General features: G+C 33.9%; 46 protein-coding genes and 1 pseudogene. 44 read left to right on the top strand and 3 right to left on the bottom strand.

Annotated elements, in window-relative coordinates; all coding sequences use genetic code 11:
* The first annotated feature begins 38 nt into the window (after nucleotides 1–38).
* Nucleotides 39–1,424: a ParB N-terminal domain-containing protein gene (locus C6Y06_RS18405; protein ID WP_106037423.1), complete on the top strand. Its 1,386-nt coding sequence runs from the start codon at nucleotides 39–41 to the stop codon at nucleotides 1,422–1,424.
* Nucleotides 1,425–1,426: 2 nt separating this feature from the next.
* A complete protein-coding gene (locus tag C6Y06_RS18410) occupies nucleotides 1,427–2,413 on the top strand; it encodes a phage lytic cycle repressor MrpR family protein (RefSeq protein WP_106037424.1) in 987 nt (328 codons plus the stop codon).
* Between the two features lie 154 nt (nucleotides 2,414–2,567).
* On the opposite strand, the gene C6Y06_RS18415 is transcribed toward C6Y06_RS18410, so the two are convergent.
* Complete coding sequence (locus tag C6Y06_RS18415) at nucleotides 2,568–2,786, bottom strand: helix-turn-helix domain-containing protein (protein ID WP_044141742.1); 219 nt, start codon at nucleotides 2,784–2,786, stop codon at nucleotides 2,568–2,570.
* 186 nt (nucleotides 2,787–2,972) lie between these two features.
* On the opposite strand from C6Y06_RS18415, the gene C6Y06_RS18420 reads away from it, so the two are divergent.
* The 19 genes from C6Y06_RS18420 (at nucleotide 2,973) to C6Y06_RS18495 (ending at nucleotide 9,736) form a co-directional block, all read left to right on the top strand.
* A complete protein-coding gene (locus C6Y06_RS18420) occupies nucleotides 2,973–3,191 on the top strand; it encodes a hypothetical protein (protein ID WP_106037425.1) in 219 nt (72 codons plus the stop codon).
* 401 nt (nucleotides 3,192–3,592) lie between these two features.
* Nucleotides 3,593–3,763, top strand: a complete 171-nt coding sequence (locus C6Y06_RS20155; protein WP_189288406.1) for a hypothetical protein — start codon at nucleotides 3,593–3,595, stop codon at nucleotides 3,761–3,763.
* 101 nt (nucleotides 3,764–3,864) lie between these two features.
* Nucleotides 3,865–4,101: a hypothetical protein gene (locus C6Y06_RS18430; RefSeq protein WP_106037427.1), complete on the top strand. Its 237-nt coding sequence runs from the start codon at nucleotides 3,865–3,867 to the stop codon at nucleotides 4,099–4,101.
* On the top strand, nucleotides 4,088–4,699 hold the full coding sequence (locus tag C6Y06_RS20405; protein ID WP_223251485.1) for an ATP-dependent DNA helicase: 612 nt from the start codon (nucleotides 4,088–4,090) through the stop codon (nucleotides 4,697–4,699). Before C6Y06_RS18430 ends, C6Y06_RS20405 begins: the two co-directional genes overlap by 14 nt.
* Nucleotides 4,700–4,729: 30 nt before the next feature.
* Nucleotides 4,730–5,293, top strand: coding sequence for an ATP-dependent DNA helicase (locus C6Y06_RS20410; protein WP_223251486.1), 564 nt, complete (start codon nucleotides 4,730–4,732; stop codon nucleotides 5,291–5,293).
* Nucleotides 5,294–5,310: 17 nt separating this feature from the next.
* Nucleotides 5,311–5,760, top strand: a complete 450-nt coding sequence (gene rnhA, locus C6Y06_RS18440) for a ribonuclease HI (RefSeq protein WP_106037428.1) — start codon at nucleotides 5,311–5,313, stop codon at nucleotides 5,758–5,760.
* Between the two features lie 41 nt (nucleotides 5,761–5,801).
* A complete protein-coding gene (locus tag C6Y06_RS18445; RefSeq protein WP_106037429.1) occupies nucleotides 5,802–6,083 on the top strand; it encodes a hypothetical protein in 282 nt (93 codons plus the stop codon).
* A gap of 254 nt (nucleotides 6,084–6,337) precedes the next feature.
* Nucleotides 6,338–6,601 (top strand): hypothetical protein, encoded by a 264-nt coding sequence (locus C6Y06_RS18450; protein ID WP_106037430.1) that lies wholly within the window; start codon nucleotides 6,338–6,340, stop codon nucleotides 6,599–6,601.
* A 32-nt stretch (nucleotides 6,602–6,633) separates the two neighbouring features.
* Nucleotides 6,634–7,308, top strand: coding sequence for an SLOG family protein (locus C6Y06_RS18455; RefSeq protein ID WP_223251487.1), 675 nt, complete (start codon nucleotides 6,634–6,636; stop codon nucleotides 7,306–7,308).
* Nucleotides 7,309–7,323: 15 nt separating this feature from the next.
* Nucleotides 7,324–7,461: a hypothetical protein gene (locus C6Y06_RS20160; protein WP_189288408.1), complete on the top strand. Its 138-nt coding sequence runs from the start codon at nucleotides 7,324–7,326 to the stop codon at nucleotides 7,459–7,461.
* 38 nt (nucleotides 7,462–7,499) lie between these two features.
* Entirely contained in the window at nucleotides 7,500–7,694 is a 195-nt protein-coding gene (locus C6Y06_RS18460; RefSeq protein WP_106037431.1) for a hypothetical protein, read from the top strand.
* Nucleotides 7,695–7,715: 21 nt separating this feature from the next.
* A complete protein-coding gene (locus C6Y06_RS18465) occupies nucleotides 7,716–7,970 on the top strand; it encodes a hypothetical protein (RefSeq protein ID WP_106037432.1) in 255 nt (84 codons plus the stop codon).
* 152 nt (nucleotides 7,971–8,122) lie between these two features.
* Nucleotides 8,123–8,314, top strand: a complete 192-nt coding sequence (locus tag C6Y06_RS18475) for a hypothetical protein (protein WP_106037434.1) — start codon at nucleotides 8,123–8,125, stop codon at nucleotides 8,312–8,314.
* Nucleotides 8,315–8,340: 26 nt separating this feature from the next.
* A complete protein-coding gene (locus tag C6Y06_RS20165; protein ID WP_189288410.1) occupies nucleotides 8,341–8,496 on the top strand; it encodes a hypothetical protein in 156 nt (51 codons plus the stop codon).
* Between the two features lie 41 nt (nucleotides 8,497–8,537).
* Nucleotides 8,538–8,786, top strand: a complete 249-nt coding sequence (locus C6Y06_RS18480; protein ID WP_106037435.1) for a hypothetical protein — start codon at nucleotides 8,538–8,540, stop codon at nucleotides 8,784–8,786.
* A gap of 4 nt (nucleotides 8,787–8,790) precedes the next feature.
* Entirely contained in the window at nucleotides 8,791–9,003 is a 213-nt protein-coding gene (locus C6Y06_RS18485) for a hypothetical protein (RefSeq protein WP_106037436.1), read from the top strand.
* Nucleotides 9,004–9,020: 17 nt separating this feature from the next.
* Nucleotides 9,021–9,200, top strand: a complete 180-nt coding sequence (locus C6Y06_RS18490; RefSeq protein WP_106037437.1) for a hypothetical protein — start codon at nucleotides 9,021–9,023, stop codon at nucleotides 9,198–9,200.
* Nucleotides 9,201–9,245: 45 nt separating this feature from the next.
* Complete coding sequence (locus tag C6Y06_RS20170) at nucleotides 9,246–9,410, top strand: hypothetical protein (RefSeq protein WP_167364616.1); 165 nt, start codon at nucleotides 9,246–9,248, stop codon at nucleotides 9,408–9,410.
* A 32-nt stretch (nucleotides 9,411–9,442) separates the two neighbouring features.
* Complete coding sequence (locus C6Y06_RS18495) at nucleotides 9,443–9,736, top strand: hypothetical protein (RefSeq protein ID WP_144626290.1); 294 nt, start codon at nucleotides 9,443–9,445, stop codon at nucleotides 9,734–9,736.
* A gap of 100 nt (nucleotides 9,737–9,836) precedes the next feature.
* Here C6Y06_RS18495 and C6Y06_RS18500 read toward each other — a convergent pair whose 3' ends face one another.
* On the bottom strand, nucleotides 9,837–10,649 hold the full coding sequence (locus C6Y06_RS18500) for an ATP-dependent DNA ligase (RefSeq protein ID WP_106037439.1): 813 nt from the start codon (nucleotides 10,647–10,649) through the stop codon (nucleotides 9,837–9,839).
* Between the two features lie 134 nt (nucleotides 10,650–10,783).
* On the opposite strand from C6Y06_RS18500, the gene C6Y06_RS18505 reads away from it, so the two are divergent.
* From C6Y06_RS18505 to C6Y06_RS18575, 17 genes and pseudogenes are all read left to right on the top strand, one after another.
* Entirely contained in the window at nucleotides 10,784–10,999 is a 216-nt protein-coding gene (locus C6Y06_RS18505; protein WP_106037440.1) for a hypothetical protein, read from the top strand.
* Between the two features lie 20 nt (nucleotides 11,000–11,019).
* The gene (locus tag C6Y06_RS18510) at nucleotides 11,020–11,334 is read left to right on the top strand and encodes a hypothetical protein (RefSeq protein ID WP_106037441.1); all 315 of its coding nucleotides are present in this window, start codon (nucleotides 11,020–11,022) and stop codon (nucleotides 11,332–11,334) included.
* A gap of 37 nt (nucleotides 11,335–11,371) precedes the next feature.
* Nucleotides 11,372–11,770, top strand: coding sequence for a hypothetical protein (locus tag C6Y06_RS18515; protein WP_106037442.1), 399 nt, complete (start codon nucleotides 11,372–11,374; stop codon nucleotides 11,768–11,770).
* Nucleotides 11,771–12,054: 284 nt separating this feature from the next.
* A pseudogene (locus C6Y06_RS18520) lies at nucleotides 12,055–12,488 on the top strand (hypothetical protein).
* Nucleotides 12,489–12,515: 27 nt separating this feature from the next.
* On the top strand, nucleotides 12,516–12,719 hold the full coding sequence (locus C6Y06_RS18525) for a hypothetical protein (RefSeq protein WP_142395346.1): 204 nt from the start codon (nucleotides 12,516–12,518) through the stop codon (nucleotides 12,717–12,719).
* Nucleotides 12,720–13,118: a hypothetical protein gene (locus tag C6Y06_RS18530; RefSeq protein WP_106037444.1), complete on the top strand. Its 399-nt coding sequence runs from the start codon at nucleotides 12,720–12,722 to the stop codon at nucleotides 13,116–13,118. It begins immediately after the preceding gene.
* Complete coding sequence (locus tag C6Y06_RS18535) at nucleotides 13,115–13,420, top strand: hypothetical protein (protein ID WP_106037445.1); 306 nt, start codon at nucleotides 13,115–13,117, stop codon at nucleotides 13,418–13,420. Before C6Y06_RS18530 ends, C6Y06_RS18535 begins: the two co-directional genes overlap by 4 nt.
* Nucleotides 13,420–13,650: a hypothetical protein gene (locus C6Y06_RS18540; RefSeq protein ID WP_223251488.1), complete on the top strand. Its 231-nt coding sequence runs from the start codon at nucleotides 13,420–13,422 to the stop codon at nucleotides 13,648–13,650. Before C6Y06_RS18535 ends, C6Y06_RS18540 begins: the two co-directional genes overlap by 1 nt.
* Nucleotides 13,651–13,713: 63 nt before the next feature.
* On the top strand, nucleotides 13,714–13,878 hold the full coding sequence (locus C6Y06_RS20175) for a hypothetical protein (RefSeq protein WP_189288412.1): 165 nt from the start codon (nucleotides 13,714–13,716) through the stop codon (nucleotides 13,876–13,878).
* A gap of 263 nt (nucleotides 13,879–14,141) precedes the next feature.
* Nucleotides 14,142–14,822, top strand: a complete 681-nt coding sequence (locus tag C6Y06_RS18545) for a hypothetical protein (protein ID WP_106037446.1) — start codon at nucleotides 14,142–14,144, stop codon at nucleotides 14,820–14,822.
* A gap of 10 nt (nucleotides 14,823–14,832) precedes the next feature.
* On the top strand, nucleotides 14,833–14,979 hold the full coding sequence (locus C6Y06_RS20180) for a hypothetical protein (RefSeq protein WP_189288414.1): 147 nt from the start codon (nucleotides 14,833–14,835) through the stop codon (nucleotides 14,977–14,979).
* A 12-nt stretch (nucleotides 14,980–14,991) separates the two neighbouring features.
* Nucleotides 14,992–15,810 carry a hypothetical protein gene (locus C6Y06_RS18550; protein ID WP_106037447.1) on the top strand — a complete coding sequence of 273 codons (819 nt, stop codon included), beginning with the start codon at nucleotides 14,992–14,994 and terminating at the stop codon, nucleotides 15,808–15,810.
* Nucleotides 15,807–16,016: a hypothetical protein gene (locus C6Y06_RS18555; RefSeq protein WP_106037448.1), complete on the top strand. Its 210-nt coding sequence runs from the start codon at nucleotides 15,807–15,809 to the stop codon at nucleotides 16,014–16,016. Before C6Y06_RS18550 ends, C6Y06_RS18555 begins: the two co-directional genes overlap by 4 nt.
* 218 nt (nucleotides 16,017–16,234) lie before the next feature.
* Complete coding sequence (locus C6Y06_RS18560) at nucleotides 16,235–16,711, top strand: hypothetical protein (protein ID WP_106037449.1); 477 nt, start codon at nucleotides 16,235–16,237, stop codon at nucleotides 16,709–16,711.
* Nucleotides 16,651–17,421, top strand: coding sequence for a metallophosphoesterase family protein (locus C6Y06_RS18565; protein ID WP_223251489.1), 771 nt, complete (start codon nucleotides 16,651–16,653; stop codon nucleotides 17,419–17,421). Before C6Y06_RS18560 ends, C6Y06_RS18565 begins: the two co-directional genes overlap by 61 nt.
* Nucleotides 17,422–17,431: 10 nt before the next feature.
* On the top strand, nucleotides 17,432–17,824 hold the full coding sequence (locus C6Y06_RS18570) for a hypothetical protein (protein ID WP_106037451.1): 393 nt from the start codon (nucleotides 17,432–17,434) through the stop codon (nucleotides 17,822–17,824).
* Nucleotides 17,817–18,365, top strand: coding sequence for a guanylate kinase (locus tag C6Y06_RS18575; protein ID WP_106037452.1), 549 nt, complete (start codon nucleotides 17,817–17,819; stop codon nucleotides 18,363–18,365). The genes C6Y06_RS18570 and C6Y06_RS18575 overlap by 8 nt, the downstream gene beginning before the upstream one ends.
* On the opposite strand, the gene C6Y06_RS18580 is transcribed toward C6Y06_RS18575, so the two are convergent.
* On the bottom strand, nucleotides 18,362–19,048 hold the full coding sequence (locus C6Y06_RS18580) for a hypothetical protein (protein WP_106037453.1): 687 nt from the start codon (nucleotides 19,046–19,048) through the stop codon (nucleotides 18,362–18,364). The genes C6Y06_RS18575 and C6Y06_RS18580 overlap by 4 nt on opposite strands.
* Before the next feature lie 431 nt (nucleotides 19,049–19,479).
* On the opposite strand from C6Y06_RS18580, the gene C6Y06_RS18590 reads away from it, so the two are divergent.
* The 6 genes from C6Y06_RS18590 to C6Y06_RS18615 are packed head-to-tail and all read left to right on the top strand — an operon-like array spanning nucleotide 19,480 to nucleotide 25,604.
* The gene (locus tag C6Y06_RS18590; RefSeq protein ID WP_106037455.1) at nucleotides 19,480–19,791 is read left to right on the top strand and encodes a hypothetical protein; all 312 of its coding nucleotides are present in this window, start codon (nucleotides 19,480–19,482) and stop codon (nucleotides 19,789–19,791) included.
* A gap of 27 nt (nucleotides 19,792–19,818) precedes the next feature.
* Nucleotides 19,819–21,153 (top strand): single stranded DNA-binding domain-containing protein, encoded by a 1,335-nt coding sequence (locus C6Y06_RS18595; RefSeq protein WP_106037456.1) that lies wholly within the window; start codon nucleotides 19,819–19,821, stop codon nucleotides 21,151–21,153.
* A gap of 56 nt (nucleotides 21,154–21,209) precedes the next feature.
* Nucleotides 21,210–22,340: an AAA family ATPase gene (locus C6Y06_RS18600; RefSeq protein ID WP_106037457.1), complete on the top strand. Its 1,131-nt coding sequence runs from the start codon at nucleotides 21,210–21,212 to the stop codon at nucleotides 22,338–22,340.
* 40 nt (nucleotides 22,341–22,380) lie between these two features.
* Nucleotides 22,381–22,998: a hypothetical protein gene (locus C6Y06_RS18605; RefSeq protein WP_106037458.1), complete on the top strand. Its 618-nt coding sequence runs from the start codon at nucleotides 22,381–22,383 to the stop codon at nucleotides 22,996–22,998.
* Nucleotides 22,999–23,007: 9 nt separating this feature from the next.
* A complete protein-coding gene (locus C6Y06_RS18610) occupies nucleotides 23,008–24,531 on the top strand; it encodes a DnaB-like helicase C-terminal domain-containing protein (RefSeq protein WP_106037459.1) in 1,524 nt (507 codons plus the stop codon).
* Nucleotides 24,532–24,545: 14 nt separating this feature from the next.
* A complete protein-coding gene (locus C6Y06_RS18615) occupies nucleotides 24,546–25,604 on the top strand; it encodes a toprim domain-containing protein (RefSeq protein ID WP_106037460.1) in 1,059 nt (352 codons plus the stop codon).
* The last annotated feature ends 3 nt before the right edge of the window (nucleotides 25,605–25,607 follow it).

Consider the following 25,607-nt stretch of genomic DNA (forward strand, 5'->3'; position numbering starts at 1 on the left):
ATTTGTTTGTTATTTTTGTTTTAGAAGAGGTGTATTAAATGAACAAGCTAGTGATTTTTGATGACGAAAAAGATGCGCTTCTAAACGAAACTATAGAAGTGTTATTGCAAAAAAATAAACATGACAAACATTTTAGAGAAAGACTGCAAAATGTTCTTTCTCATAAAGGCGTTTCACCTGGAGAAACAATGAATCTTATAATTAGATTTGGGAGACAGGAAGCACTTCGGAAAGAAGAAAAATATCTTTTAGCTTCAGGAATATATGAAGTGACTAAAGATGAAAAGATTAATCCAGTAAATTATTTTCCCGAAAGAATAATACAAGAAATTGAAACAACATGGGAAGGCTTTTCGCAAAATAACAATGAGATTAGTTTTCCTATAACCTTTGAAGATGTTACGAAAGTTGATGACAATAATTTTACTTTCTTACTTAAAAGAAGTGAAATAGCAAAAATGTATGAGAATCATTTGCTTCAATATAACCCTAGAACTCAGAGAACTAGTGAGACCAAGAATTTTGAATTCTTAGGTGGTGAAATACCTATTCCTGAGCTTAACCAAGAAGCGGTAGAGCAGATTGCTCAAAAAGCAATTGATGGTACATTAATAAGTTCAACATTAATATTTAATGCAAGATTTGGCTCATCGTCTGAGGGTATCGAGATCTCTTACGATCCACATGAAAGAAGTTTGACGGTGATGACAGATACTCTGGTTGATGTAATTGATGGTTATCATCGTATTGTTGGTATTTCTAAAGCAGCAAGGTCTGGCAACTTTGATGACAAATACATGAAAGTGGACTTTTACAACGTAACTCAAAAAGTTGCTAGGCAGTTATTTGGGCAACATAATACAATGACTCCAGTTAGACTATCGAAACTAAAAGAAATGAACGAAGAAAATCCTGTGAACAAAGTTGTTACTCATATTAGAGACAACAGTGTAATTGGACAAAGAATAAGTTTAGATCATGATGTGATTGCAACTCAATCAGATTATTTATATTCCTTAAATGATGTAGTAAGTGCAATAGAGGCAACAAAATTCCCTAAGTTGCTGAAAGATCAAATAGCTGTAAGGAAAATTGGTGTCTTTTTGGTTGAATTCTTTGATGAATTAACTGAGCTGTATTACGAAGAATTTCTAGGAGACAAATTTGAGCAAGCCAAAAAAACTATTGTAATAAATAAAAACATTTTGGTTGGGTTCATGGAAATAGCATATTTCATGTACACTTCTGGTATTAGTGCATCAATGACGCAACAAATAATTAAAAAAATGAGACTTAGCTTTATTAGAAGTAATCCAGAGTTAAAAGAACACAAAATTCTAAATAAAAAGAATGAAGTAACTCACAGTAAAAAACATGTTATTAAATATTTTCAATACAAATTGAACGAAGTAGAAGGTGTATAGCTTTGTATAACGAGGAGTTTAAGAAAACTTATTTAGATACATTAAGTAGTGATAGTCAACTAAAGCAAGCCTCCCTTTTATTTAGTCATTCACAAAAAGAAGAAAAAATAAGGGATAAAGACTTATTTGATTTCACAACTGATGAAATTTTGAATGTGCTAAGAGCGATGTATTCAACTTCTCTTGCATCTTTGGAAACATTCTTATACACCATGATAACTTATATAGATTGGTCGATTGCAAACGGTGTTACAAAAGGGAGTAATAATTTAGCTAGGTTGATAAAAACCAATGATCTATTGTCATGTATAGATTCATCATTAAAACTATATATAACTAAAAACGAATTGGAAAAAATGTGCGAAGAATTAATTAATGCCCAAGATAGAGCCTTGTTTAGATTGCTTTTTGAGGGCATATTAGGTTACGAGGCAAGTGAAATGACCAGTCTTACAAGAAGTGATATAGAAAAAGCGTTAAATAATAATAATATGCTAACTGTACATGATTCAAAAAATGGTGAGAGAACAATAAAAGTAGAGAAAGCAACCTTGCAAGACTGTCTTGAAGCAAACCTTGAAACAGAATATAGACCATTGAATGGGAAACCAAGGCTTAGAAAGCCATCATTAAGTTTAGTTGATAATGAATATGTAATAAAAACAAAACTGACTAATGCGATTGGGCAAGGACAAGCTTCAAGAACTGTAGTAAGTTCTACTTTTAGAAACCTTAAAGAAATTTTTGGTTTTTCATTTTTAAGACCTATCGGTATAGTTAAGTCAGGCCTTCTATATGAGGGCTATAAGCTAATATTAAAAGGGGAAGAGTTGGACAGAAAAGCTCTTAATGAAATATATGAGGATAGGAAAGTCCAAACAACTGATTTAAATCAAAAAATCATCTCAGATCGAAGAGAATTCATGAATGAGGAAACCATAAGAAAATATTACGCAGATGAACTTAAAAAAGAAGGCAAATCTTTATGATTTGTCTCTTTTTTATGAAAAATTCTAAATAATTTCCCTATTCGACAAAAAAAGACAAAATATTGCGTATACAACCTGTTATGCTTATAGTAGTATAGTCTTATCAGCGAATTCGCTGATAATGGAGGTGTACTGAGACCATTGTCTCAGTTAATCAATGTCGTATCCTAAACTCAAATAAATCGTCAATCTTGCATCCTAAAGCCATAGCGATCTTCGCTGCTGTTTTAATGCGGATGTCTACAGGTTGATTAATTATTTGAAAGATGCTTTGTGGTGTCAGGCCAGTGGCACGTGCCAAGTCAGCCTGTGTCCAGTTTTTTTCCTTTAGAAGCTTAGGAATATGACATTGCCCGATCTCTACATTTAACATCGGACAACCTCCAGTTTTGTTGTTAAAATGTACAAGCTCTATTACATATCATACCAATCAAAGTGAAATAAAAAAAGAAAAAAATACTGTAGCTAATATTAGAGCTTAGATGTATAATGAAAACAAGAAACAGAACACATGTTCCTTTTATGTTGCAGGAGACTAATCAGATAGGGAGAAATGAGTATGGCTAAGTTTAGAACCTGCTTCGTTATAAGCGCTGATACATTTTTAGATATTGAAGATGTTGAAAATACTGAGGCTGCGTATAAAAAAGCGGAATTGGTAATCTCACCGTTCGAGCTAACAACAGATATTATATTGAAAATAGGAGACAAAGAAATAAAATTAGAATCTGGATGTTTGGATATCACATTAATAGAAGATGTTGAAGAAATAGATTAAACCTAAAATAACATAAATCCTACATCTAAGATTGTAAGCAACTTGCTTTCGGATTGGAAAGAAGATAGCTAAATATGGCAAATGTCATTATTAAGAGAAAAGACTACCAGGATATTAATCTAAAAATCAATGTGGACAAACTAAGTGACATGGAAATCGCCTTTGAACTTGTATTCTCGGGGAAAGAAAATAGTATTGCGATAACAATGAATCCCTCAGACTTGATACAGCTGAGGGATAAAATTAATGAAACAATTTTTAAACTGTCATAAGAGCAAATAATGCTCTTATTTTTATGTAAATAAGTGAAACAAAAATAACAAATATCTATTGACAATGAAAGGAAGAGTGTCGTACTATTAAAATACAAATAACATACATTAATAAGAAAGGAGTTCTGTTTGGAAATATTAGAATCAAAGTTAAAAAAGATTGAGTGTTCGATTTCTAATTTCAAAAGAAACTTGGAAAAAGGTAAGACTGAAGCTATTGGAGATATTCACTCAATTATTGAGTACGGATATGAATTGCTCTACATATATGAAGCAGCAACTAAAGAAGATAAAATGTAAGTTTTAATTAGACTCTAGGAGGTGAATGCTATATCGTAAAGGAATATTTTTTCGAAATTAAAAATACAAATTACATTCATTCTGAAGAAATGATAACTGAGATGTTTAATATTGCAAATGGCGAAGCTGAAAGTAGGGATACATTGATTAAGTCAATTAGATTTATTGATGAAGATGTCTCATATTCCATTGGAGATAGTGTAGAGGGCTTCATGGGAGCTAAGATATATTCTATCTATGACTATCGTGAAGAGCCAGAGAAGGCGTTCTGGATTCATTTAGATAACGGTAATCAGTTCTTTATAAATAAGGGGAAAGTAATTGTTGAACATTATTAAGGAGGAGAGTATATCGACTAAGAAATTTGAGTTATCAGAGATGCAACAGGAAGCTGTAAGGATTATTGAAGACTGGTTTAAGAATTCAAAAAAGAAATCATTTTTCTTGGCTGGATATGCTGGGACAGGAAAAACAACATTGGTTGAGTACATAATTAAAAAATTACAAATGAAAGATAGCGAAGTGGCTTTTGCTTGTTATACAGGCAAAGCGTCCTTGGTGGTAACAAGAAAAGCAAATGGGAAGTATACAGCAAGTACAATACATAAACTTATTTACAACGTGAGAACAGATAGAAATGGTGACTTGCAATTAGAGAGAAAATCAAAAAACGAATTATCTCATTTAAAGCTGATTGTAATTGATGAAGCATCAATGGTGGATGGTAAGATCATGAAAGATCTGAAGTCATTCGGTATCAAAATTCTATTCATAGGAGATACAGGACAATTACCACCTGTATCACAAGATGGAATTGAAGATTTCATGACTATGTTTAACAATCCAGATTTCACCCTTACTGAGATTCATAGACAGGCAGCTGAAAACCCTATAATTAAATTGTCCATGATGGCTAGAACTAAACAAAAAATTTAACCTGGTGTATATGGCGAAAATAAAGAAGTTGTGGTTATTGATAAATCAACGTGGGAAGCTCATAAAAATAGACTGTATAAAACTGCTGATCAAATTATTTGTGGGTTCAATAAAACAAGGTCACATATTAACGGTGAGATTAGGGAACTTTTAGGTTTCGACTCAATTTATCCAATGATTGGCGATAAATTGATATGCCTGAAGAACGATTGGGAGAAATCAGTCAACGATTATTCACTAGTTAATGGAATGACTGGTTATGTACATAAAGTATACAGCAATGATGAAATTAAAAGGGATCCTAAATATGAGTCAACAGTTATTGATTTTAGGCCAGACTTTACAGATGAACTTTTCAAAGAACTTTATATTCCAAATGATTCAATAGGGAATCCAGGCTTTAAATTATTGCCCTATGATGAATCTGATTACAATCGTTTTGATTTTGGGTACGCAATCACTTGTCATAAATCTCAAGGATCACAATGGGACAATGTTGTTGTAATAAACGAAGTACTAAATCATAAAACACATCATAGATGGCTTTATACAGCTATCACTAGAGCTGCTGAAAAACTTATACTTGTTGTTTAATTAAGGAGGAGAGAGCTATGGAAAAAGTAATTGTATACACTGATGGCGGTTGTAGAGGGAACCAAAACGAAACAAATGTTGGAGGCTGGGGAGCAGTCTTATCATATAAAGGGAAAGAAGTTGAATTGAAAGGCGGCAAGCTAAACACAACAAACAACGTGATGGAGCTTACAGGCGTAATTGAAGCTTTAAAACACATAAAGACAAATAACATACATATTGAGGTTTATGCAGACTCTGCATACGTTGTAAATGGTATGAAAAGCTGGATGAAGAATTGGATTAAAAACAATTGGCGTAAATCAAACAAGAAACCAGTTGAAAATAAGGAACTCTGGATGGAATTAAACGAGCTTGTTAAGAATCAAGCGTCAGTCACATTCTTAAAAGTAAAAGGACATAGTGGAGATGCAGGGAATGAAAAGGCAGATGAGTTGGCCAACAAAGCAATGGATGAGCTTGAATAGTAAATAAAAGATGCATTTTAATTGAAAAGGAGGAAAGGGAAATGCAGTCGATTACGAAGATCACCTGGGATAATAAATTGCAGATAGACGAAGCTTTTGAAATCACTGATAAAGGTTTTTATTATCGTTCAAATTTCAGAAAAAGCAGATTTGAATTGATTCCCAAGAAAACGCTATCCGATCCTAAGCCATTTGTTGAATTTGGGACATGGAGGAACACACTTTATATATCTACAAATAAGTTTAAAAAGAATAAAGATTTTTGGATTGACATGGTAAAAAAATATCGCACAAGTAATGATGGACGTAAATGGCTTAAGTAACTGAGTTGACGTTTTAAATATTTGATGGAGGAAAGAAAAAGAGGAAAGGGAGATGCTATATGAGGTATGTGTTTTTGGGTTCATTTATTGTAACTTCTTCTACTGCGTTTTTATGTTATCTAATTTCTAAAGGATTTGTTGAGGCTATTTTCACTTTACCGTTCCTTGGAATTGGTTTGTTACTTATTCCTTATGGTTGTTTAAAAGCAGGTATTGAATAAAAAGACTGTTTTAAGGGAAGGGGTTAGACTTGTATGAGTATGTATCACCGTTTGAAGAAATGGGATGATGTTATTGGGTTCCTTAAAGACGTAGATTATCATCCACAATGTTTTACAGTTAACTACTTACCAGAAACAGAAGAATACTCAATTTGGATTGGCAACCAGCCGTATCATTCATATGAAAAGTTGATTGAACTCGAAGAGAAAGAGCATCATGAAACAAAAAAGAAGCTTGAAATAGAAATCAAAAATTTAAAAAGTGAAATTGATTCATTGCAGAAATTACTAAGCTAATATTCCATAGCTTATTGAAAGGAGTTGATGAATTGCCAATCAATTTCAAGAAATTATCTAAACAAATGTCTGATCCTAAGTGGATAAAGCAGCAAGAGGAAGCGAAAGAAGAAGAAAGGCGTATCTTCGAAGAAAGTGAAAAAATAAGACATAAAACAGTGTGCTTCACAGGTCATCGTCCACAAAAATTAGGAGGATATGACATGAAGAATCCAACAATGTTGAAGTTAAAAGAAAAGCTACTAGAAGTGATTGAAGAAAATGAAAGCAATAGATTTATCACAGGTGGTGCTTTAGGAGCTGATACTGCTGCGTTCTGGTGTGTACATATTATGAAAGAAAAGTATCCTCACATCAAAAATATTGTTGTGGTGCCATTTGAAAATCAAGATAAGAAATGGTCTACAGAGCAACAGGCTTGGTACAGAAAGATGTTAGATAAAGCTGATGAAGTAATCAAAGTTGATGAAATTGAAAATTACAAAGACAATACAGTTCCAATTGGAGAATACTCAGTCGCAAAGCTAAGTAGAAGAAATGAGTACATGGTGGATCACAGTAAGAGTATTGTAGCGATTTATGATGGGAGCAAGAGCGGTACATCAAACTGCTTATACTATGCTCAGAATAGATATTTAGGCCATGAAATATGGAGACTGTATCCGCAATATGATTTTCAATTAGACATTTACTATACGCCTAGCTAGGAGGTGAGTTTTACAATGAATAAGAATGGAGAAGATATTTGGATAGAAAACGGAAAAATTGTTACACCAGTAAAGACTGTTCATTTTGAAGACGATGAGTTAAACGTTGAAATTGAAGATTTTACTGTAGTTGAAGTATCTGCGATTGATTAAAATAAAAGGATTATTTCAAAGGAATTGGGAGGGACGGTATGAAAGCAGTTGTTACAAATTTAATGGCTAGAGATATTGTTTTAGATATTATCGAGGAAGAAACATCGGTTAGAACTATAGAGGAATTAGCGGATTACCTTTTGAAACATAGAGACAATGAAACAATCTTCGTTGAAGGATGGGAAAATAAAGCTGATCTAGAGCCATTTGATGATTCTGAGTGGGTAGATTAAAAATAAAAGGGGTTATATAAATTGAACAATAATTATATTGAAGAATTAGGCGTTGAAGGACTTGAAGACATTCTTTTAGATTTACTCTTGAAACGAAAAGACTCAGAAACAAATTACAATTTAAGAAATATTAAAGCGATGCGTTATTTAGAGAAAGCTGCAGAACAATTTCGTTATACAGATGAAGATGCCTACAAATTTGATGTAATTGATGTAGTATGCAAGATTGAAGATATCAAGAAAATCATTAAAGGGGATGAAAGTGTTAATAATTAAAATAACAAATTACATATATTATGTATATCGAACAGCGAAGTTCAATCTTATCTGGTTTAAGATGCATCTCAAAGCAGACATAAACATCTTTGAGAACTGCAGCTGGAACTCATATATCGCCCATAAGCAAAATAAGAAGGATGGTGAAAGGCATGGACTCAGTAATCTTTAAGAAAGACATTGCTTTTGCAGACGATTCGAACAACCCAGTGTTTAAAAAGAACAAGGAATACGAAATCCTAAACGAAGATAAAGAATTCATTTATGTTGGTTATAAACCAAATTCAAATGAGTGCTCACAGATACCAAAGACTGATGAAGGGATATTGTTTGAATATAAATAACACACATCTTGAGGGAGATAATACATATGAGCAATATGAAGAAATTGATTAAAGAAAACGTTAAGTTGAAAATGAAGCTGGCAGCTAATGAGGAGGCCATTCTTAAAGAGAAAGAAGAAATGAGAAATAACAAATTGATTAAAATCATGATGAATGATCGACACTCTGGTTTATCAGTTTAGATGAAATCGTGATTTTAAACAGAAAGAGGGGAGAAAGTGGAATGACAAATAAAATCGTATGTCCTCATTGCAAGAGCGATGGCGGATTCTTTACGAAGCAAAGAATAACTGGAACGGCTCACATATACTACAACTCTATTGGTGACCTAGAAGAAGAACAAGGCTCTATGCATGATGGCCTGTCGTATCACGGAGGAACAAAAGCCTATTGCAAACAGTGCTATAAACCGATGGGGAAAACGGAAGATTTAGCATCTGGAAATCAAGAGGAAGAAACATGGAGGAGGTAGCGGAATGACAAAAATGACTGCAAAGAAAATGGCGGATATGTTAGAAGGCTATGAGCAGGATGCATATGCAGAAGAATTTGGATTAGATTGGCTTGCTGATGTTGGTGAAAATCTTAAAAACTATATGATTAATTGTTATCTTGAAAAACGTGATCCAACCTTTGAGGGTTTAATGCAATGGATAACTGATCTTCACATTAAGGCAATGACAATATGAAATCGAGGAGTAACTATATGAAATATAGAAAGAAACCAGTTGTAGTAGAAGCATATCAAATTGATAAAGAAATGGACATTGAGACATTAGAAGGCACTATGAAAGCATCGCCTGGTGATTGGATTATTAAAGGTGTACATGGTGAAATCTATCCTTGTAAGCCAGATATATTTGAAAAGACATACGAGAAAGTCTAAATGAAAGATAGTTTTTAAATAAATTATGAATGGGGGATAGCTGATATGACTTTAAATGACTTATTGAAACGAGTTTCGGAAGAAGATAAGGATAAGATGCTTTTATATACTGATGGAAAGGGTTGGGCTAATGTAAATATTCGTATCGATGACAGTAATATTTGGATTTTTGATGACGAATGCAACAGCCCATTTTCATCTGATAAATAAACAATGAGTTTTTAATGAAGGGGGTTAGTAATTTGAAAATTGAAAGTGTTGATGACTTAGATATTTTTATCAAACCTAATTCGTTAACTAATCTAATTAAAGGAAAGAAGATACGAAAAAAGTTGCTTGATAATGGGGTGAAAGTTGAGATTAAAAAAATAAAAATTCCCGTAGTAATGCAATTCACAACAACAAAAATTTCCTTTGTTTTTCATCGTCCACCGACAATTGAAAAGACAGTTATGAGTGAAATAGTTCATAGCCTTAGTGATGTCGTATGGAAAAAACATGATTGCGGTCAATGTTATGAATATGTTAATTGCTAAGTAAGAGCAGAGAATAATGAGCTAATTAAAATATAAATTTAAGCAGTATCCATATAAAGGTTTTATTAACAAGTGGCTAAGGGGTTATGTAACGGAGAGATCAAGCTCTCCATGATTCGAAGGATGGTATACGGAGTTTGCCGTGCTTAGTCTTAAATCTGTGCTTAACCTTACATACAATAGGATCTATAAATACATATTTGTCAGATTCAGATTTTACTTGTTTCATAGAGTGGAATTTACTTCGTTCTTCACGTGGCATAAATTCCATAAATCCAGCTGATGATCCATCTGGATAGGAAAGAAGGAATTTTATATCTTCCTTTGTATAGCCCGTAATGAGAACTTCGGTGTATTCATAATTAATGACTTTAAGCCAATTGTGAGACCGTTTATTTATTTCATAAGGAGAGTCAGCTCTTTTGAGTACGATTCCCTCTAAGCCCTTTTCTTTGATCAGATTAAAGTAAGATAGCCCGTTACCTTGAATTCCTGAGATTACAAAGACATTAGGGTGATTCAGATTAAGTGAATACAGAAGGTTCTTACGCTTCCTGAGCGGTTTAGCTGCTATAGAATCGCCATCTTTAAAAATAACATCAAAGACACAGTAAACAATGCTATGATCTGATTTTTTGGACATAAAACGTTCCATTATAGCCTCAAAGTCAGGAGCACCATTTGAAGCAGCTACAATAACTTCACCATCGAGAACTGTACCATTTGGGATATCTAAATCCAAGAGTTCTGGGAATTTGCTTGTTACTTCGTTGTTATGTCGGGTGAATAGCTTTATCTGATCATTAAATTTGGAAAGAATGAGTCTTATTCCATCAAATTTAAGCTCTGTAATATAACTATCGTCATCGAATGGTTCTTTGATCGAATGCAATAACATTGGCGATACGAACAAAATATCACCTCCTACATATATCATATTAACTAAGAGAAGGCGTTATTTAAAGCGAAAGGGCAGTGGTACTTACTGGGATTGTACATGCATTAGCAAGTATGAATAATACGAAAAATTAAAAAGGAAGTGATGCAATGTCTATAGTTGGAACTGAACAGGTGCATGTGTATGTTGAGGGAACATGGATTGAACAGTCATTTGAAAATTTGAAGTGTGGGCAAATCTTTAAAATGCTACATGAAGAAGGTATCGGTGTTTATACTGCGGTTAGCAATGCCTGGTACGATGAGCTATATGAACAGTGGATGGTACATATTGAAGAAGATCACGGCGGAATAATTAAAAAATAACATATATATGAGGTGTTTGTTTGAGGGTTTTGGTCAGAGACATAAAATACCTTATGAAGGCAGGAGTATTAAAGCAGCCTTTGGCAGGACTAATCTTTGTAAATTTGTTTATTTATCTCTTATCCAGAAGTAATGGCAATGGTGAATTCGTGAATATGGAATTCTTATGGGGATTGATAAATTTCTCATTCATTACAGCTGGTGTTATAGGATACATAATGTATTGGAAACCGATGATTCAAGAAGAAATAGATATGATCGAACTAGAAATTACAAATAATAAGAAATTGATGAGATACGACAGATTAAGAAAGAAGTTCGATAAGTTAGGATAAAACAGAGATTTTAAATACATTCAAAAAGGAGAAATAGATGAATTTATATGAAATTATGTTAATGCACTTTGCTCCTAGAGGAAGTGAACAGGGTATCTTTACATACTTGCTGGCTAGATCTGATGAGGAAGTATATGAATGGTTGAAAACTAACCCGTCCCTTTCTGACGGGAGATCATTATATACACCTTTCTATGACTCTGAAAGCGACAACAAAACGTTTGAAATTTATAATGCCAACTATGAAGTTGTTGGACATGAAACGTACAGAGAAAGAATAATTCGATTAAAAGGTGATTTGAATGATGGTGATTTAGAACTCTCTGATTTGTATTACGGTCAAACATTAGTCGGGTGGGACGTAGTGAAATCAGATATATCAGTGGAACAAGTAGAACTGTTAAAGGATTCAGGAATCAGCATTGAGTCTAAATAAAAGTAATTTTTTAAACAAATGCAATAAAGTAGGGTTAAAGTGACCCTACTTATCTGAAGAAAACTGAATAAATTAAAGCCATAGGAAGTCCTATGTAAAAGAAAATCTTGAATAGCAGAGTTTTAGAGTACTCTGCAATAGAATCTATGAAATCCTCAATGTAATATCTCACAATATCACCACCATCCAAAGTAATTTTATCAGAAAATGTTAGGTTGTTTTATTAAATGAAAATTACGGAATGATTACAAATATATAGAAAGCAGCTAAGGAGGAGAAGAGAAATGCCAAAACCTGAACAGCTTAAACGAATGAGTGAAATAAACGAGCTGATCCAGCTATAGCAAGAATTGATCGCAGAACATTCTACTGTAAATCAAAAGATCGAGTTGCTTCTTTCAAATTTAAAACCAAGCTATTTTTTATTGACGATTACACAGGAGAATATGTTTATCCATATGAATTAGGGCACGGTCGAGCTAACGGATTTTCTCACGGAGGGAACATGTGGGAGCTGATCAACCGTTTTAGGGAATTTATCATCACTGGTCGATATGGCGATCTCAGAGATTACAAAGAAATATGGGCTTACAGTCGTGAGGGCTGTGAAAAGATTCGTCAAAAGGCGAAGGAAATCGGATTTATTAAAACTGTGGACTACCCATACAGTTTCAGAGAATGGCAGACATACAGTTTCAGAGAACAGAAAGCAAACTAACAGCCTAGCGGCTTAGGAGGAATATCTGTGGAAATTCGAATTGAAAAAAGAAAAGAAGCTGGTTCTTGTAATTATTGCGACAGAGCCACAATCTACGGAAGAAGTCGGGTGCAATATCCTTACGATGAAGTTATTCATGTTAAAGGAAATCAAACCAGCACACGCTTCTGTAAGGACTGTTTCAAAAGATTATCTGAGTTTAATCAATACGTTAAGCAGGAGGGATACTGAATGACGAGCGTAAAAACTGAATTAAATAGGCTCATAGAAATTACTGAGAAAGTATCACCTAAAGTATTTATTAATCACAATAATGAGTTGATCTTAGTCCCAACCAAAAATATTTATTTTAGATTAGAGGATGTCAAAACAGACCTTGATTTAAAATGTAAGGTTTTAGCTTGGCTATCTCGACCAAGTTGCAAAGGAGTAGGTCACTACTGGCAAAAGAGAGTGCTTCAAATATTCAACGGATTTTTAGGGACTAACTTCTCTAAAGAAGAAATGGACAATGTTTATACTCACTTAGGAAATGATGTTAATAGAGAATTGAGCATTAGTTTTGTTGAATCAGGTTATGACCTGTCGGTATTACCAAATGAACAACTAGCAAAGGAGGAAGCACAGTGAATCTCAGTGATAAACAGCGAAAATGTCTCGATGAATTGAGCGAAAGTAAATGGGTTGTTCCAGAATCCATAGAGGAATCCGTAAAAGAGATGCTAAAAGTTCTTCATGAGCTGGAAGATAAAGAACAGGTTTTTCAAGCACGTTATGATCATCATATCTCACAAAAATATGAAGCAATGGCAGGGAATTTTGATGGATGGAGCAGTAGTGCAGATGCTAGAAATCACCACGCATTGAGTGCAAGCCTTGTTTACCAGGATGCATTAACGGCAGGAATTAGATTGAAAGCGGAGGGTGACTAATGGCAAAGGTATTGTTGAATCAAACTCTCTATCAATGTGAACAGTGCGGAAAACGTCTTCTTACGCCGCATGGTGCTAAATTACATGAAATTAAGTATTGTTCAGTTGTTAGACAGAGAGAAGCAATGATTGAACATAAGAAACGTCAGGAGTTCTGTGAACACAAACATATGGAAATGAGCTATATTACGCCATTGGGAGAAGATTCATTTGCAGATACCCGACTTTGAATGCTGTGCAGACTGCGGCATGACAGAAATGGATATTGAGAAGAAAAACAAGGGGGAAGTAGAGTGAACGAAACATTTCCATGTATTCAATGTGGAAAAGTAACAACTAAAGATATTGAGTTTTGTTGTGATGGTTATGAGTGTGGATGTAAAGGTCTTCCTATCCACCCACCAACGTGTAGTAAGGAATGTGATGAAAATTTCTTTGGCAGAGGTGAAATGAAATAAAGAAAATTGAAAAATCATTATTCGAATCAGTAGACACAGTAAAGAAAATGAATATGACAATGAAAAACTGGAAAAAGAAACATTTCATACTTAGATTACTTAATGTAAGCGTACTTGCTATTATATTCACCCTAATTATCATACATAACTTCAAATAAAAACAACCTTTTAACGAAAGTGAGGGAATTAAATGATAAGTGAGCTAAAGCAGGCCACATTAAATCAATGCCTACTCAACCATTTTTGATGAAAATGATAAGGTTTTGAGTAACCTAAATACATACTTAGCAAGTCTGACCATTGCCCAAAAGAATTTATTTAATGCTTTAGACAAGGAAGCAAAGAGTAAGTTTTCAATAGATATTAGACAGCGAGTTTTGCAGCTTCTTAATGACTATGTGGGAAACATATACGATGGATGTAGTGTCAAAATATCTACTGCAAACTTAAACCCCTTTGCAATTATCAGCGATAAAGGTAGTGTTCTTAGAGTAAATTGGGAATCAAAAATATATGGACGGACTGTTGACTGGTCTTCAGAAAATCACTACAAGAGAATGAATCAAGACCTTGAAAATAGAATTCGGGAGTCTGAAGCTGCTATTAAACGATACTCAGAAGTTTTAAAACGACCGTTAATTGGACTTTTAAAAGATAACAATCGTTTCATTAAGAATCCATTTAAGTACATACCAGTCCAATGTTCTACTGTACTGGTTCATCCGTTTAAAAAGAAAGAATACATAGACATGCTTATAAAATTAATCCAAAACAATAAAGATGAAATTGAATCATGTGCCAAAGAAATAAATAGGAATCTAGAGACATGGAAAAAACAGCAGGAGGTAAAACCTGAAATAGACAAGATATTTGAAGTTTGGAAAGAGCATTTGAAAGGGTTGGGTTATAGAGAGATTAAATCTAACTCACCAGAACTTTATTAGGAGGATATTATTGAACTCAGAAACATTAATTAACAAATTACAAGCAGATAACAGATTATTGAGAATCGAGAATGAGAAATTAAAACACCTTTTAAGCAATATTGAGCATCGTGGCATGGAAAAGGATATCAAATTAAAAAGAAAGCAAATCTATTGAGGGGGAATTGAATTGACTGGAACTAAGTATAAGACGGAGAAACGTAAGGCACGCGTAGGAGAGCGTATTTTGATTACGAATAAACACGTGAGGGAAGGCCGTTATAAAAACGGAGATGTACTGAAGGTAGATAGTTCTTACGTTATCGGAGTTTTTAGCGAGGAGGATTATGGTATTTGGCACTCTGAATACGAAGTCATCGTCGGTGAATACACGCCAGCCCCGAACCTAGACGAAATGGACTATGACGAATTAGTAACGCTAGTCGAGGACGCAATGAAGGCGCTGAGAACCCGATCATATAAGAACGGATACGATCAAGGGCGTTTTGATGCGGAAATTGAGGCGGCACATGGCACGTATGAGAAGTCCGATCAGCAAAAACGGGATGAGGTCGTTGCTAAAGCGAAGTCAGATGTAGCATTCTTCATCATAAAATTCTTAAAATCTAAAAATGAATTTATCATAAATTCTAAAAAAAGAACCGTCGTAGCTCTACGTAAATCATCTGAGAACGGCCATGTAACCTCTAAAGGAATCGCCAAATGCGCACCTAACGACTGCTACAACGTACACATCGGCAAGGCTATTGCACTTAGACGTGCATTAGGTCTCGAAGTGCCGGCGGAATATCTAAACGCTCCGCAGCCGACAGAAGTACGTGTGGGAGATGTTGTAAGAGGGCGAACGGCATTCAGTATGGATACGTATGAAGAGACGGTAGGAGAAATCGAGGACGGTAAATACAAATACATCGGAGGAGATTTCGATTATACAGAAGATGCTGACCTCGTAATTATTGACGATTCGAGAGCGGGTGAGAGCGAATGACCGATAAAATAATTGAAGTGATTAGATTGAGTAAAGAAGAAGGAAGAAGATTAGAAGAAACTGAAAAAAGAATGTTATTAGAACGAGTTGAAAAAGACCATCTAAGGCGGAATGCTTTGTCTTTAATTTTTGGAGAACTTAGAGATGGAGGAATAACAGCTAGAGAAAGAAGGATTTATAAAATCGCAAAGGAGGCTTTAAAATGACGCTTCATCGATGGCTTAAAACAGGTGGAAGAAAAAGCTATGGCGGTGTCGATTATTACTATACTGGCGGCTGATGGAAAGCTAACTTTGAGGAACAGCGTGTTAAAGGCGAAGATAAAAAGATGCGCTCAAGGAAAGAATGAACTTTACGTAAACGAATTGGCAAAAAAGAGGCAGCTATGAATGACGAATGAATTTTTGGAGGGGGTGAATGCGTAGTGAGGATTAAACACAAATTGCAATTAAATGGATTAAAAAGAAAAACTAAGAATTGTATAACTAAAGTCTTAGACCCTTTGGCAAGGTTAGAGATGAACTTATACAACAGAAGATATAATCGAACTGTAGATAAAATCACTGAAGATAAAGCGATTAAGATTTTTACAAAAGCAATTACTAATCAAATTGTAAAATATCCAAGCGAACATTACTTTATTATCGCCAGTTTTATAGATGAAAATTATATTACAGGGGACTGTATGGGAAGTTTTAGCTTTAGAATTTATTTTAGAAATAGAAGAGGGCAAATAGCTCACAGTAAATTTGGTAAAAGTATTGATTTTCAGTTAAAAGTTATTGAATCTTTAAAAATTAATAGAGATTTGGAAGTCATAGAAACCATAGAAGATTTCAAATGGAGCAAACCAAAAAACTATCAAAAATCAGTGATGATCAAGATAAGGGGAATGAGATGAAATACGATAAAACATTCGTTTTAAGCGATATACATGGTGAATTGTCTAAGTTTAAAGAGCTGCTTCAATACTGGAAACCTAATGAAGAAAACCTGGTTATCCTTGGTGATCTAATTGATAGAGGAGAACATTCACTAGAGGTCGTACAAACTGCAATGGATCTCCAAGATACTTACAATGAGCAGGTTGTTGTGTTAAAAGGGAATCATGAAGAAATGCTCTCAATTTTCTTATCTGAAAAGGATTATGAAACAGGCGATTGGTATTTTAACAATGGTGGGAACAGAACATGCGAAAGCTTCACACATTATAGCTTCCCATTGTATTTCCACAGTTATGAAGAGAGAGCCAATAAGATGCTGCAAGTGACTAATAAGGAAATTCAATTTCTTATGCAGCTGCCTCTGTTTTATGAATTTGGAGATACGCTTTTTGTACATGCAGGGATTAATCCTCATTTAAACGATTGGAGAAAATCAGTTGAGAAAGATTTCCTGTGGACTAGAGGTCATTGGAACCATCCAAATGAAACAGGGAAGACAATCATTTTTGGCCATACTCCAGTTAGACATATTCATGATAGTGATGAAGTCTGGGTAAGTAAATGTAAGTCTTATATAGGCATTGATGGTGGAGCAGTTTTTAAGGGACAACTAAACGGCATTGTGATTGATAAAAAAGGACAGATTTTAGAAAAATATAAAGTATAGAGGTGGAAAAATGACAGTTGTTTTAAGTCCAGAGATTCATGACGCAGTAGAATTCTTTAAGAAAAATCTTGGATATTCAGATAAGCATCTTTACTTGGGGTTAGTCCAATTTGATGTAATGAAAGACAAAAACGCTGAGTTTGCAGAAGTTATTTACAATTTCTATAAAGAAAAGCCTGAAAGCTTTATTGCTGCTTTTAAGCATGGATATGTGGTTGAACGGCCAATTGAATTCAACCAAGCGATTGTCAGATTCTTCAACAGGGAAGAATTAAGCGTTGTACATAAGAATTCGGGTAAACGTTTTAAAGTTTGGCTAGAGATGAAGAAATACCCTGCTGACTTCGATATGAGAACTTTAGACATGTGGAATTGGAGTGAGGTTACAGCACGAAATGAATAAACTCATTGTGTTATCAGGTCATAGTGGCAGCGGTAAAACGAGTTTGATGCGTCACATCATGAAGAATGAAGTCGTATCATTTACTACCAGGAAACCAAGACAAGGAGAAGTTGATGGCCTAGACTATAAATTTATTAGTCTAAAAAAATTCGAGGAGTTAAAGGAACAAGGTAAGTTAATCGAACAAGTTGAATATAGTGGCAACTACTATGGAATTGATCAAGAAGAATTTGAAAATAAGATAGGTATAGGGGATGCATTTGTTATTGTTGATTACCCTGGAATGCAGCAGATCAAAAAAATGTATCCTAATTGTGTCACGATGTTTTTGTATACTCCTTACGATCAAGCATACAAGCAGATGATTAAAAGGGGAGATACATTAGAGAAGGTAGAAGAAAGATTGAGTACATACTCTGAAGAGATGAAAAATAAAACCTATTATGATTATGTTATAAGAAACAATCATAATAGGTTTAGAGTCACTAAAGAGATCATTGAAAAGGTTATAGATTCAGAAACAGGTAAACCATCAAATTAATATTTCTTGCCTAAACGAGTTTGGTGCGTTACTTTAGTCAATTTCTTCTTACGTTTTTTATCTTTGTAAACAGTAAGAATAAATTTATTGTTCCAGTATCCATTTTTAGGGCTGTAGTATGTATTTACAGTGTAGTAAAACTTTTTCTGCCCAGTAGAGCCTGATGAAGAAATTACCGCAGATACAATAACAGCAATTGCTTTAGCTGTAAAAATCGCACCAGCAACTGCACCAGTTCCAGTTGGTAGCATGAGAATAGCTCCAGTGACAAGGAAAATAACTGTGGTAGTGATATTTATTTCGTTTTTGTAAGACTTCACGTGTTTCCAATTGTAGCTTTTATTGGAGAGGGTATCAAATTGTGAATCACTATCGATACTTAAATCTTCTCCAATACCGCTTTTTATTTGTTCAATTGTTTCTTTATCCACTAATTTATTGTTAATTCGAAGTTCGTCTTCATTGCTGTTGTAAGATACAACGCCTACATTTTCACCATCATCAATTGAGACAGTTTGTACACCGTCCTTAATAACAGAAGTGAAAGTATGCAACTTACCTTCAATCTCAATTTGGTGTGAATCCTTGATTTCGTTTGTTGTCTGATTAGCTGCAGCTACTGTTTGAAGCGGTACTGTTAAAAACAACATTAACCCTAAGAAAACAAGCACTAACTTTTTCAATTTACTATTCCCCCTTGTTTGATTTGACGTTATAATGATAACATATGTTGGTTTTGTTGGTAATATATAGGTGTCAATTTAAACTGAATTTAAGCGGGGGATGATTGTTTGTTTTTTTACTATCTAATTGGTCTAATTGGGGTGCTGATCGGATCAGTTCTATTGAGCACAGAAGTTGAAGGTTCTACATTTATTATGAGATTCATTTTAAATCTGCTTGGTATGGCTTTTTTTGTAGGGTCAATTTGGTTTGTTAGGGCTAGGCATAAGAAAATGAAACAGCGGTAAAGGTCATCTAAAAGCTCCTGTTCATAGGGAGCTTTTAATTTCAAATAAAACTGTCATTTTAAATCAAAATAATATATGAAAGGTGTTGACTAAAATACAAATTACATATATTATAGAGTTACAGTTAAAGAGGAGGTGAGCATATGAAGCTATTGAAAGTGAAAAAGAAAGCAGTGGATACATATAGGCATACTGTAAAAGGCAATTACAAATTATCGGATGAGAAAATTCAAATGAAACTTAATCGACACATCATTTGTTTAAAGGAAAGAGAGCCAGAAAGAATAATCAAGCAAGGATTATTAGGTAGGGTTTATCTTTATGGAAATCTAATGATTAAAGTTCGATTGGGGAAGATTGTAGACATTATTAATCTACCTCATAAACTTAGAATTGAAAAACGTTTAGAAGATAGTGTGTTTCAAGCAATTGAAAAGCAATTAAACAACAAATAACAAATATAAAGGGGATTAATTATACATATGGCAAAAAAGAAAAGCGATATTAAAATCAATAAAAATCATGAAGGAAAAGAATTTAACAACTTTTTCAGATTTGTAGGAAAAGTAAAACCTGTTATGAAAAAGGATGATGCGACAGATAGCTGGGTGGAAGCAGCGATTTCTGAATTAACGCAAACAAAAACAGGCAAAGATCGTAAGGTAGTTCAGTTTATTGTAGAAACAGCCAATAGAAATGAGCTTAAGGTCGAGCTTGCTGGAATGGAACAAGCTTTTGTTTATCCTTACAGTTCTAAACATAAAAAGTCTTTTAAACTAGAATGGGAACACAGATTCGATAAAACAAAATTTCCAGACGAATCTTATAAAGTAATTGCAACTGATTGGGACTTGTGTGATGAACTAGCTGGACTTATTAAACCTGGTATGTGGGTTGATGTAAGAGGGGTGTATGAATTTAGTTCGTTTAAGAACGATGAAGGTGAAACAGTAAATGTTGTTAAGAGAACAATTAAACAAGTTTATCCATTAAAGAATGGCCAAGTTGAAATCAATAATGTCAAATCAGGCGATGAATACAGGGTTTATGATTCAGAAGAAAATGGGACATTGCTTGGTTATGGGAAAGCTAAAGAAGAAGTCATTAAAATCAATGTAGGTTGGCTTTCGCCAGAAGGTGGAGATATCTTTATTACTAAATTAAGTAATGGGGAAGAAGGTAAAAGAGCAAAAGCTACATATAACGAAAACGTAAGTGAATCTGATCGAATTAAAGTCATTAATAATGTTGAAAGTACAATTAGAATTAACAAAGAAGATGGTTCATATGAGTACATTCCATATATCAGAGACTTCAAATCAGAGAATTTTAATGAAATCAATGAATTTGAAATGCAAATCGGTATTAAGAGTGTTTATCAACCTGAAGATTCTAAAGATACGAAAGTGAATGCTGCATTTCTTGGTTACGGTAAAGAAAGAAGTGAAGTGTATGATGTTGAATTAACTGTATTTCATAAAGAACCAGAGGAAGGAAAAAGATCAATTGCTGAGGCCTTTGCTAACTTAAACAGATTGGATTTTCTTGTAGTGCATGGCATCGATAACAACAGAGCAGAATTTGCTACAGTCGAGGTGGAAGAACCAGAAGAAGATAATCCATTTGCTGATGTTGCTGAAAAAGTGAAATCCTATGAACAAGTTTCGACTGGGACAAAAAAAGGTTTAGAAATTCTAAATGTTTTTGCAGGGACATATGTAAAAGAATTGCTTACTGAAGAAGAGATCACAGGAGAGTCAGATCAACAAGATCCTTTCTCTAATGTTTCAGTTTCGGACGACGATCTCCCATTTTAATTTAAATACATAAAAAATAAAATAAAAATTACATATATAGAGAGGTCAGAAATTATATGAGTTTCAGAAAAACAGTTAAGAACATTGTACCTAAAGTCGATTTGCAATCCTATATGCTTGGGATTGCTGGGGGCTATAAATCAGGAAAAACGAGATTGTATAAAGAGTTAATTGAAAATTTTTATCCAGGAGATCCAGATGCAGGACTTCTATTAGCTTTTGAGCCAGGGTATAACACTTGGGAGTTAGATTCAGTTATTCCTATGCATGACTATGACTGGAGATTTTTTAAGGGTGAAGTAGTGAAAGGTCTACTTGAGGAAGCTAAAAACGGTCGTGTGACTAAAGTTCTTGGTATTGATACAGCTGACAGATTGATGGATATGGCTACGGATTACATCTTAGATGAATTGAATAAGAAGTATGGAAAGAGCATGAAAAATCTTCAAGAAGTAGCTGAGACTATTAAAGGTAAGAATGGTTACATGCTATTAAAGCAAGAAGTGTGGAAACAGGTAGATTTATTGAAAAATGCAGGGTACGGTATCATTTGGTTAGCGTGGACTAAAGAAAAAGAAACTACTACCAGAGATGATCTTAAATACAACTCAATTGAATTGAAGATGAGTAAAACAGGAGCTGATATCTTTGAATCTCAAGTTGATTTAATGTGCACTCTGCATAATGAAGTAAAAGTGATGGATAAGAACGGAAATGAACTTGAAGAGAACTTAAAAACTAAAAGCGGTAAAGAACAAGCAGCTAAGTTTCATTCTACAGAAGCATACATGTACTTTCTCCCTTCTAGTTATATTGGAATTGGAGGAGGGAGATTTACAGATCTTCCTGAGAAAGTTCCTTACGGTGTAGAAAACTACTTAGAAGTCTTTGAGAATGCAGTCAAAGGGCAACTTAAAAAGACTACTAAATCAATTACAGAACTCAAAAGTGAAGAAGATCAAGTTAGAGAAGAGAAGGCTAAAGAGTTTGTAGATAAAGTAAACGAACCTGATCCTAATGAAATTCTTGAAGAAATTAATTCTCTTGTTTCAGATATTGAGCGTGATAAGAAACTTGAGTTGTCAGAGAAGTTTAAAGATGCTTTTGGTGAAGGTAACTATAAGCAACTTAAAACTGTTGAAGATTTGAACAAAGCTCTTGAAATTGTTAAATCATTTTTAAACTAAGAGGGGTTAATCCCCTCTTCATTGTACAAGAGGTGACTGTATGAAAGGCTATAAATGTAGATTCTGTGGTTTGAAAAATGACCATTTGCAAATGAAGTGTTATTCAAAACCTACGGGTAAGTTTAACAAAAACGGTTCCGAGAAGATGGCGAGAAAATACGTCCATATAAAATGTGATGAAGAATATAAGAAGAATGAGGCTTTTAAAGAAAAAGAATTAAAAGAATTAGACGAATTGTTTACATATCTTAAGGAATTGCACAAGATCGATACGTTGGATGGCCGAATGATGGAGAAAATCCAAGACCTCAGAAACGGAACAGTGGTGTTCAATAAGAAAAAAATTAAAAGATATAAAGAAGGAGTGCCTTTTAGAGACATTTTATATACATACGAGGTAAATGAAACTTACATTAACGAAACTATGAGCAATATGGCGTTTGCTGCTAAGTGGAATGAATTTTCCTATATTTTTGCTATTGTTATAAATAACCTTAACGATTCGATTGGAGCAGCTTCTAAAAAAGAAACTGTGGTGAATCGCAGAGAGGCTATTATTGAAAATAATTTAACTGATCACACCTCATTTTCTGTTCAAGAACCAAAAAATTACAACCATAGTAAAAAAGATGTTTTGGATATCTCGGAATTTTTATAGGAGGGTTTAATGGGAAAACACTTATCGGAATTTGTAGATCCTTCACAAATACATGAAGCTTTATTTGTAGGCTACCTTTGGAATAACCCTGCATTGTATCAAAGATATAAGACACATAAGATCACAAACAAAAGTTTCACAGAGCAAACTTGGTATTTTTATTTCACTGTTGGTCTTCAAATGTTTGATAACGGTATTCGAGATTTTGATGATAAAACGGTGTACTCCTTTGTTGTCTCCCGACCGAAAGAAAAAAACAAGAAGAGTTATATTGAAGCATACAACGATTTCGGAGCATTCCAAACCATTGAAGAAATAATGAAAGAATGCCAAAAAGACACACAAAACGAAGAATATCATTTATCTGAAATTCAAAAATACGAAGTTCTGAGAAATATGCAATCAGTAGGCTTAATTGATATCGGAAACAAGGAACAGTTGGTTAAGTTAACTCGTATGAATTTAAAACAGTTGCAGATGTTTATACAATTTAAACATAAAGAAATGTTTGCCCATGTAAACGCTGGAGAAGTTATCGAACACGATTTAGTTGATGATCTTGATGTGACAATTGAAGACTTAGATTCTGGTGAGTCTATGGGGATTCCATTACATGACTCACCAAGACTTAGTAGGAAAATAAAAGGATGGAAAGACGGTTCTCTATATTATCTTGTACTAGCTTCTGGAGTTGGAAAAAGTTCCATTGCGATGGAGAAATTTATGCTTTCTTTATTTGAAAATCAAGAAAAAGCAATATTGGCCATTAATGAAGAAAGTGTAAAAAAATGGAGATCGCTTTTATTGGCTACTATTTGTTCTAAAATATTAAAAAAGCCATTGAACCGGGAAAAGATGTACGAGGGTAAATTTGATAAAGATACACTTGAGAAACTGAACGAAGCAAAAGACTGGGCAGTTGAAAAAGGGCAAGGCTTAATTAAAACACTTGAATTAAAGAAATATAGAATTGAAGATGTTTTGAGTAGAGTTGAGTTATACAGACCTAAAGGGTACAAAAAATTAATCATTGATACTTTTAAACCAGATAGGTCTTCAAAAGATAAAGCTCGATGGGAGGCGTTTTCTGATTCAGCACAAGAATTGCATGATTTAATTAAAGAAGATAATCAAAATGTTGGGACATTAGCTACTGTACAGTTGAAGTTAGGTAAGGAATCAAGGTTCTTGGATTTAGACGCAACGGGGAAGAGTATGGAGATAAATGAAGTGGCTGCAGTTGTAATGATGGGAAGATTGCTTTATGACGATGAATACCCAGGAGCTAAAACAGCAAATGGTAAAAACAGTCCTTACGTATTACACCCTTACAATTATAAAAAAGATGAAGTCACAGGAACCTATTACAGAGAAGATTATGATCTTGATCCTAACAAGACATACTTAGTTTTATTTTTAGCTAAAAATCGATTTGGAAGTGAAGAAGAGCAGATATTATTTGAAGTTAGCTATGGAATAAATACATTTAAAGAGGTTGCATTAGTCCAAGTCCCACGAATTGGAACGCATTAAAAGGAAGATGACATATGTCTGAACTTAAGGCAATTAAAGAGCGTATTTTTTATGAGGGTCTAATCAAACAAATATTATCTGATATTGGGTGCTGGAACATCCAAAACGAACAAAAGGGAAAGTTGATTGTTGCTGGTTTGCCTGATGGTGATAATGAGAGGAGCGTGCAGATTAAAAACACACCTGCTCTTGCAGCTAACATTAGATCTAAGGGTATAACTGGAGATATTTATGATGTTATTTCATACATAGTATTTGAGGCTCAGTCAGATGAAGAGAGAGTAAAATCATTAAATAAAAGTAAGTTTTGGATATGTAAGAAGTATGGTTATTTAGAATACATAGATGAGTTTTACAAAACTACATTAAAAGAACAAAGACCAAAACTAAATAAATGGTTAACTAGTTTGAAAAACAAAAGGAGCGAAACACCTCTTACTTTAGAAAATAAGACAATTGAAGTTTCATATGAAAACCAATACGGAATACTGCCATATTTAGACTGGTTTAGAAGTGGGTTGTGTATAAGTACTCAAAAGTACTTCCAAATTGGATTGGATATTAGATCAGAAAGAGTGACCTTTCCAATACATAATGCTGCAGGTCAATTAATCGGTGTTAAAGGACGCTATTGTGGACAAGATTCAAAAATTGAAGAAAAGTATAAATATCTTTATATTGTTCCATGCAATAAATCAATTGAGTTGTTTAATTATCATCGAGCTCTGCCGTACATAAAAGAAAAACAAGAAGTGATTATTGTTGAAGGTGCTAAAACGACAATGTTTTTGACGCAGTGGGGATATAAAAACTGTGTTTCTGTAGAGGGAGACTCTCTGTCAGATGACCAAATAAATCTGTTAAAAGCTTTAGGTTTAAATATAACTTATGTATTTGCTTTTGATAAAGATAAGCCACCAGATTTTGTACTTGCTGAAGCGAATAAGCTTAGAGGAAGAGTTAAATATGGCGCATATGATACTGAAGGTTTACTAAAGGACAAAGAGTCCCCCACAGATCAAGGAGAAGAAGTTTGGAATATACTTTACTCAAGTAAATATAAGATTACATAGAGG

It is taken from the genome of Bacillus sp. MZGC1, assembly GCF_002998605.1.
Lineage (GTDB): Bacteria > Bacillota > Bacilli > Bacillales > Bacillaceae > Bacillus.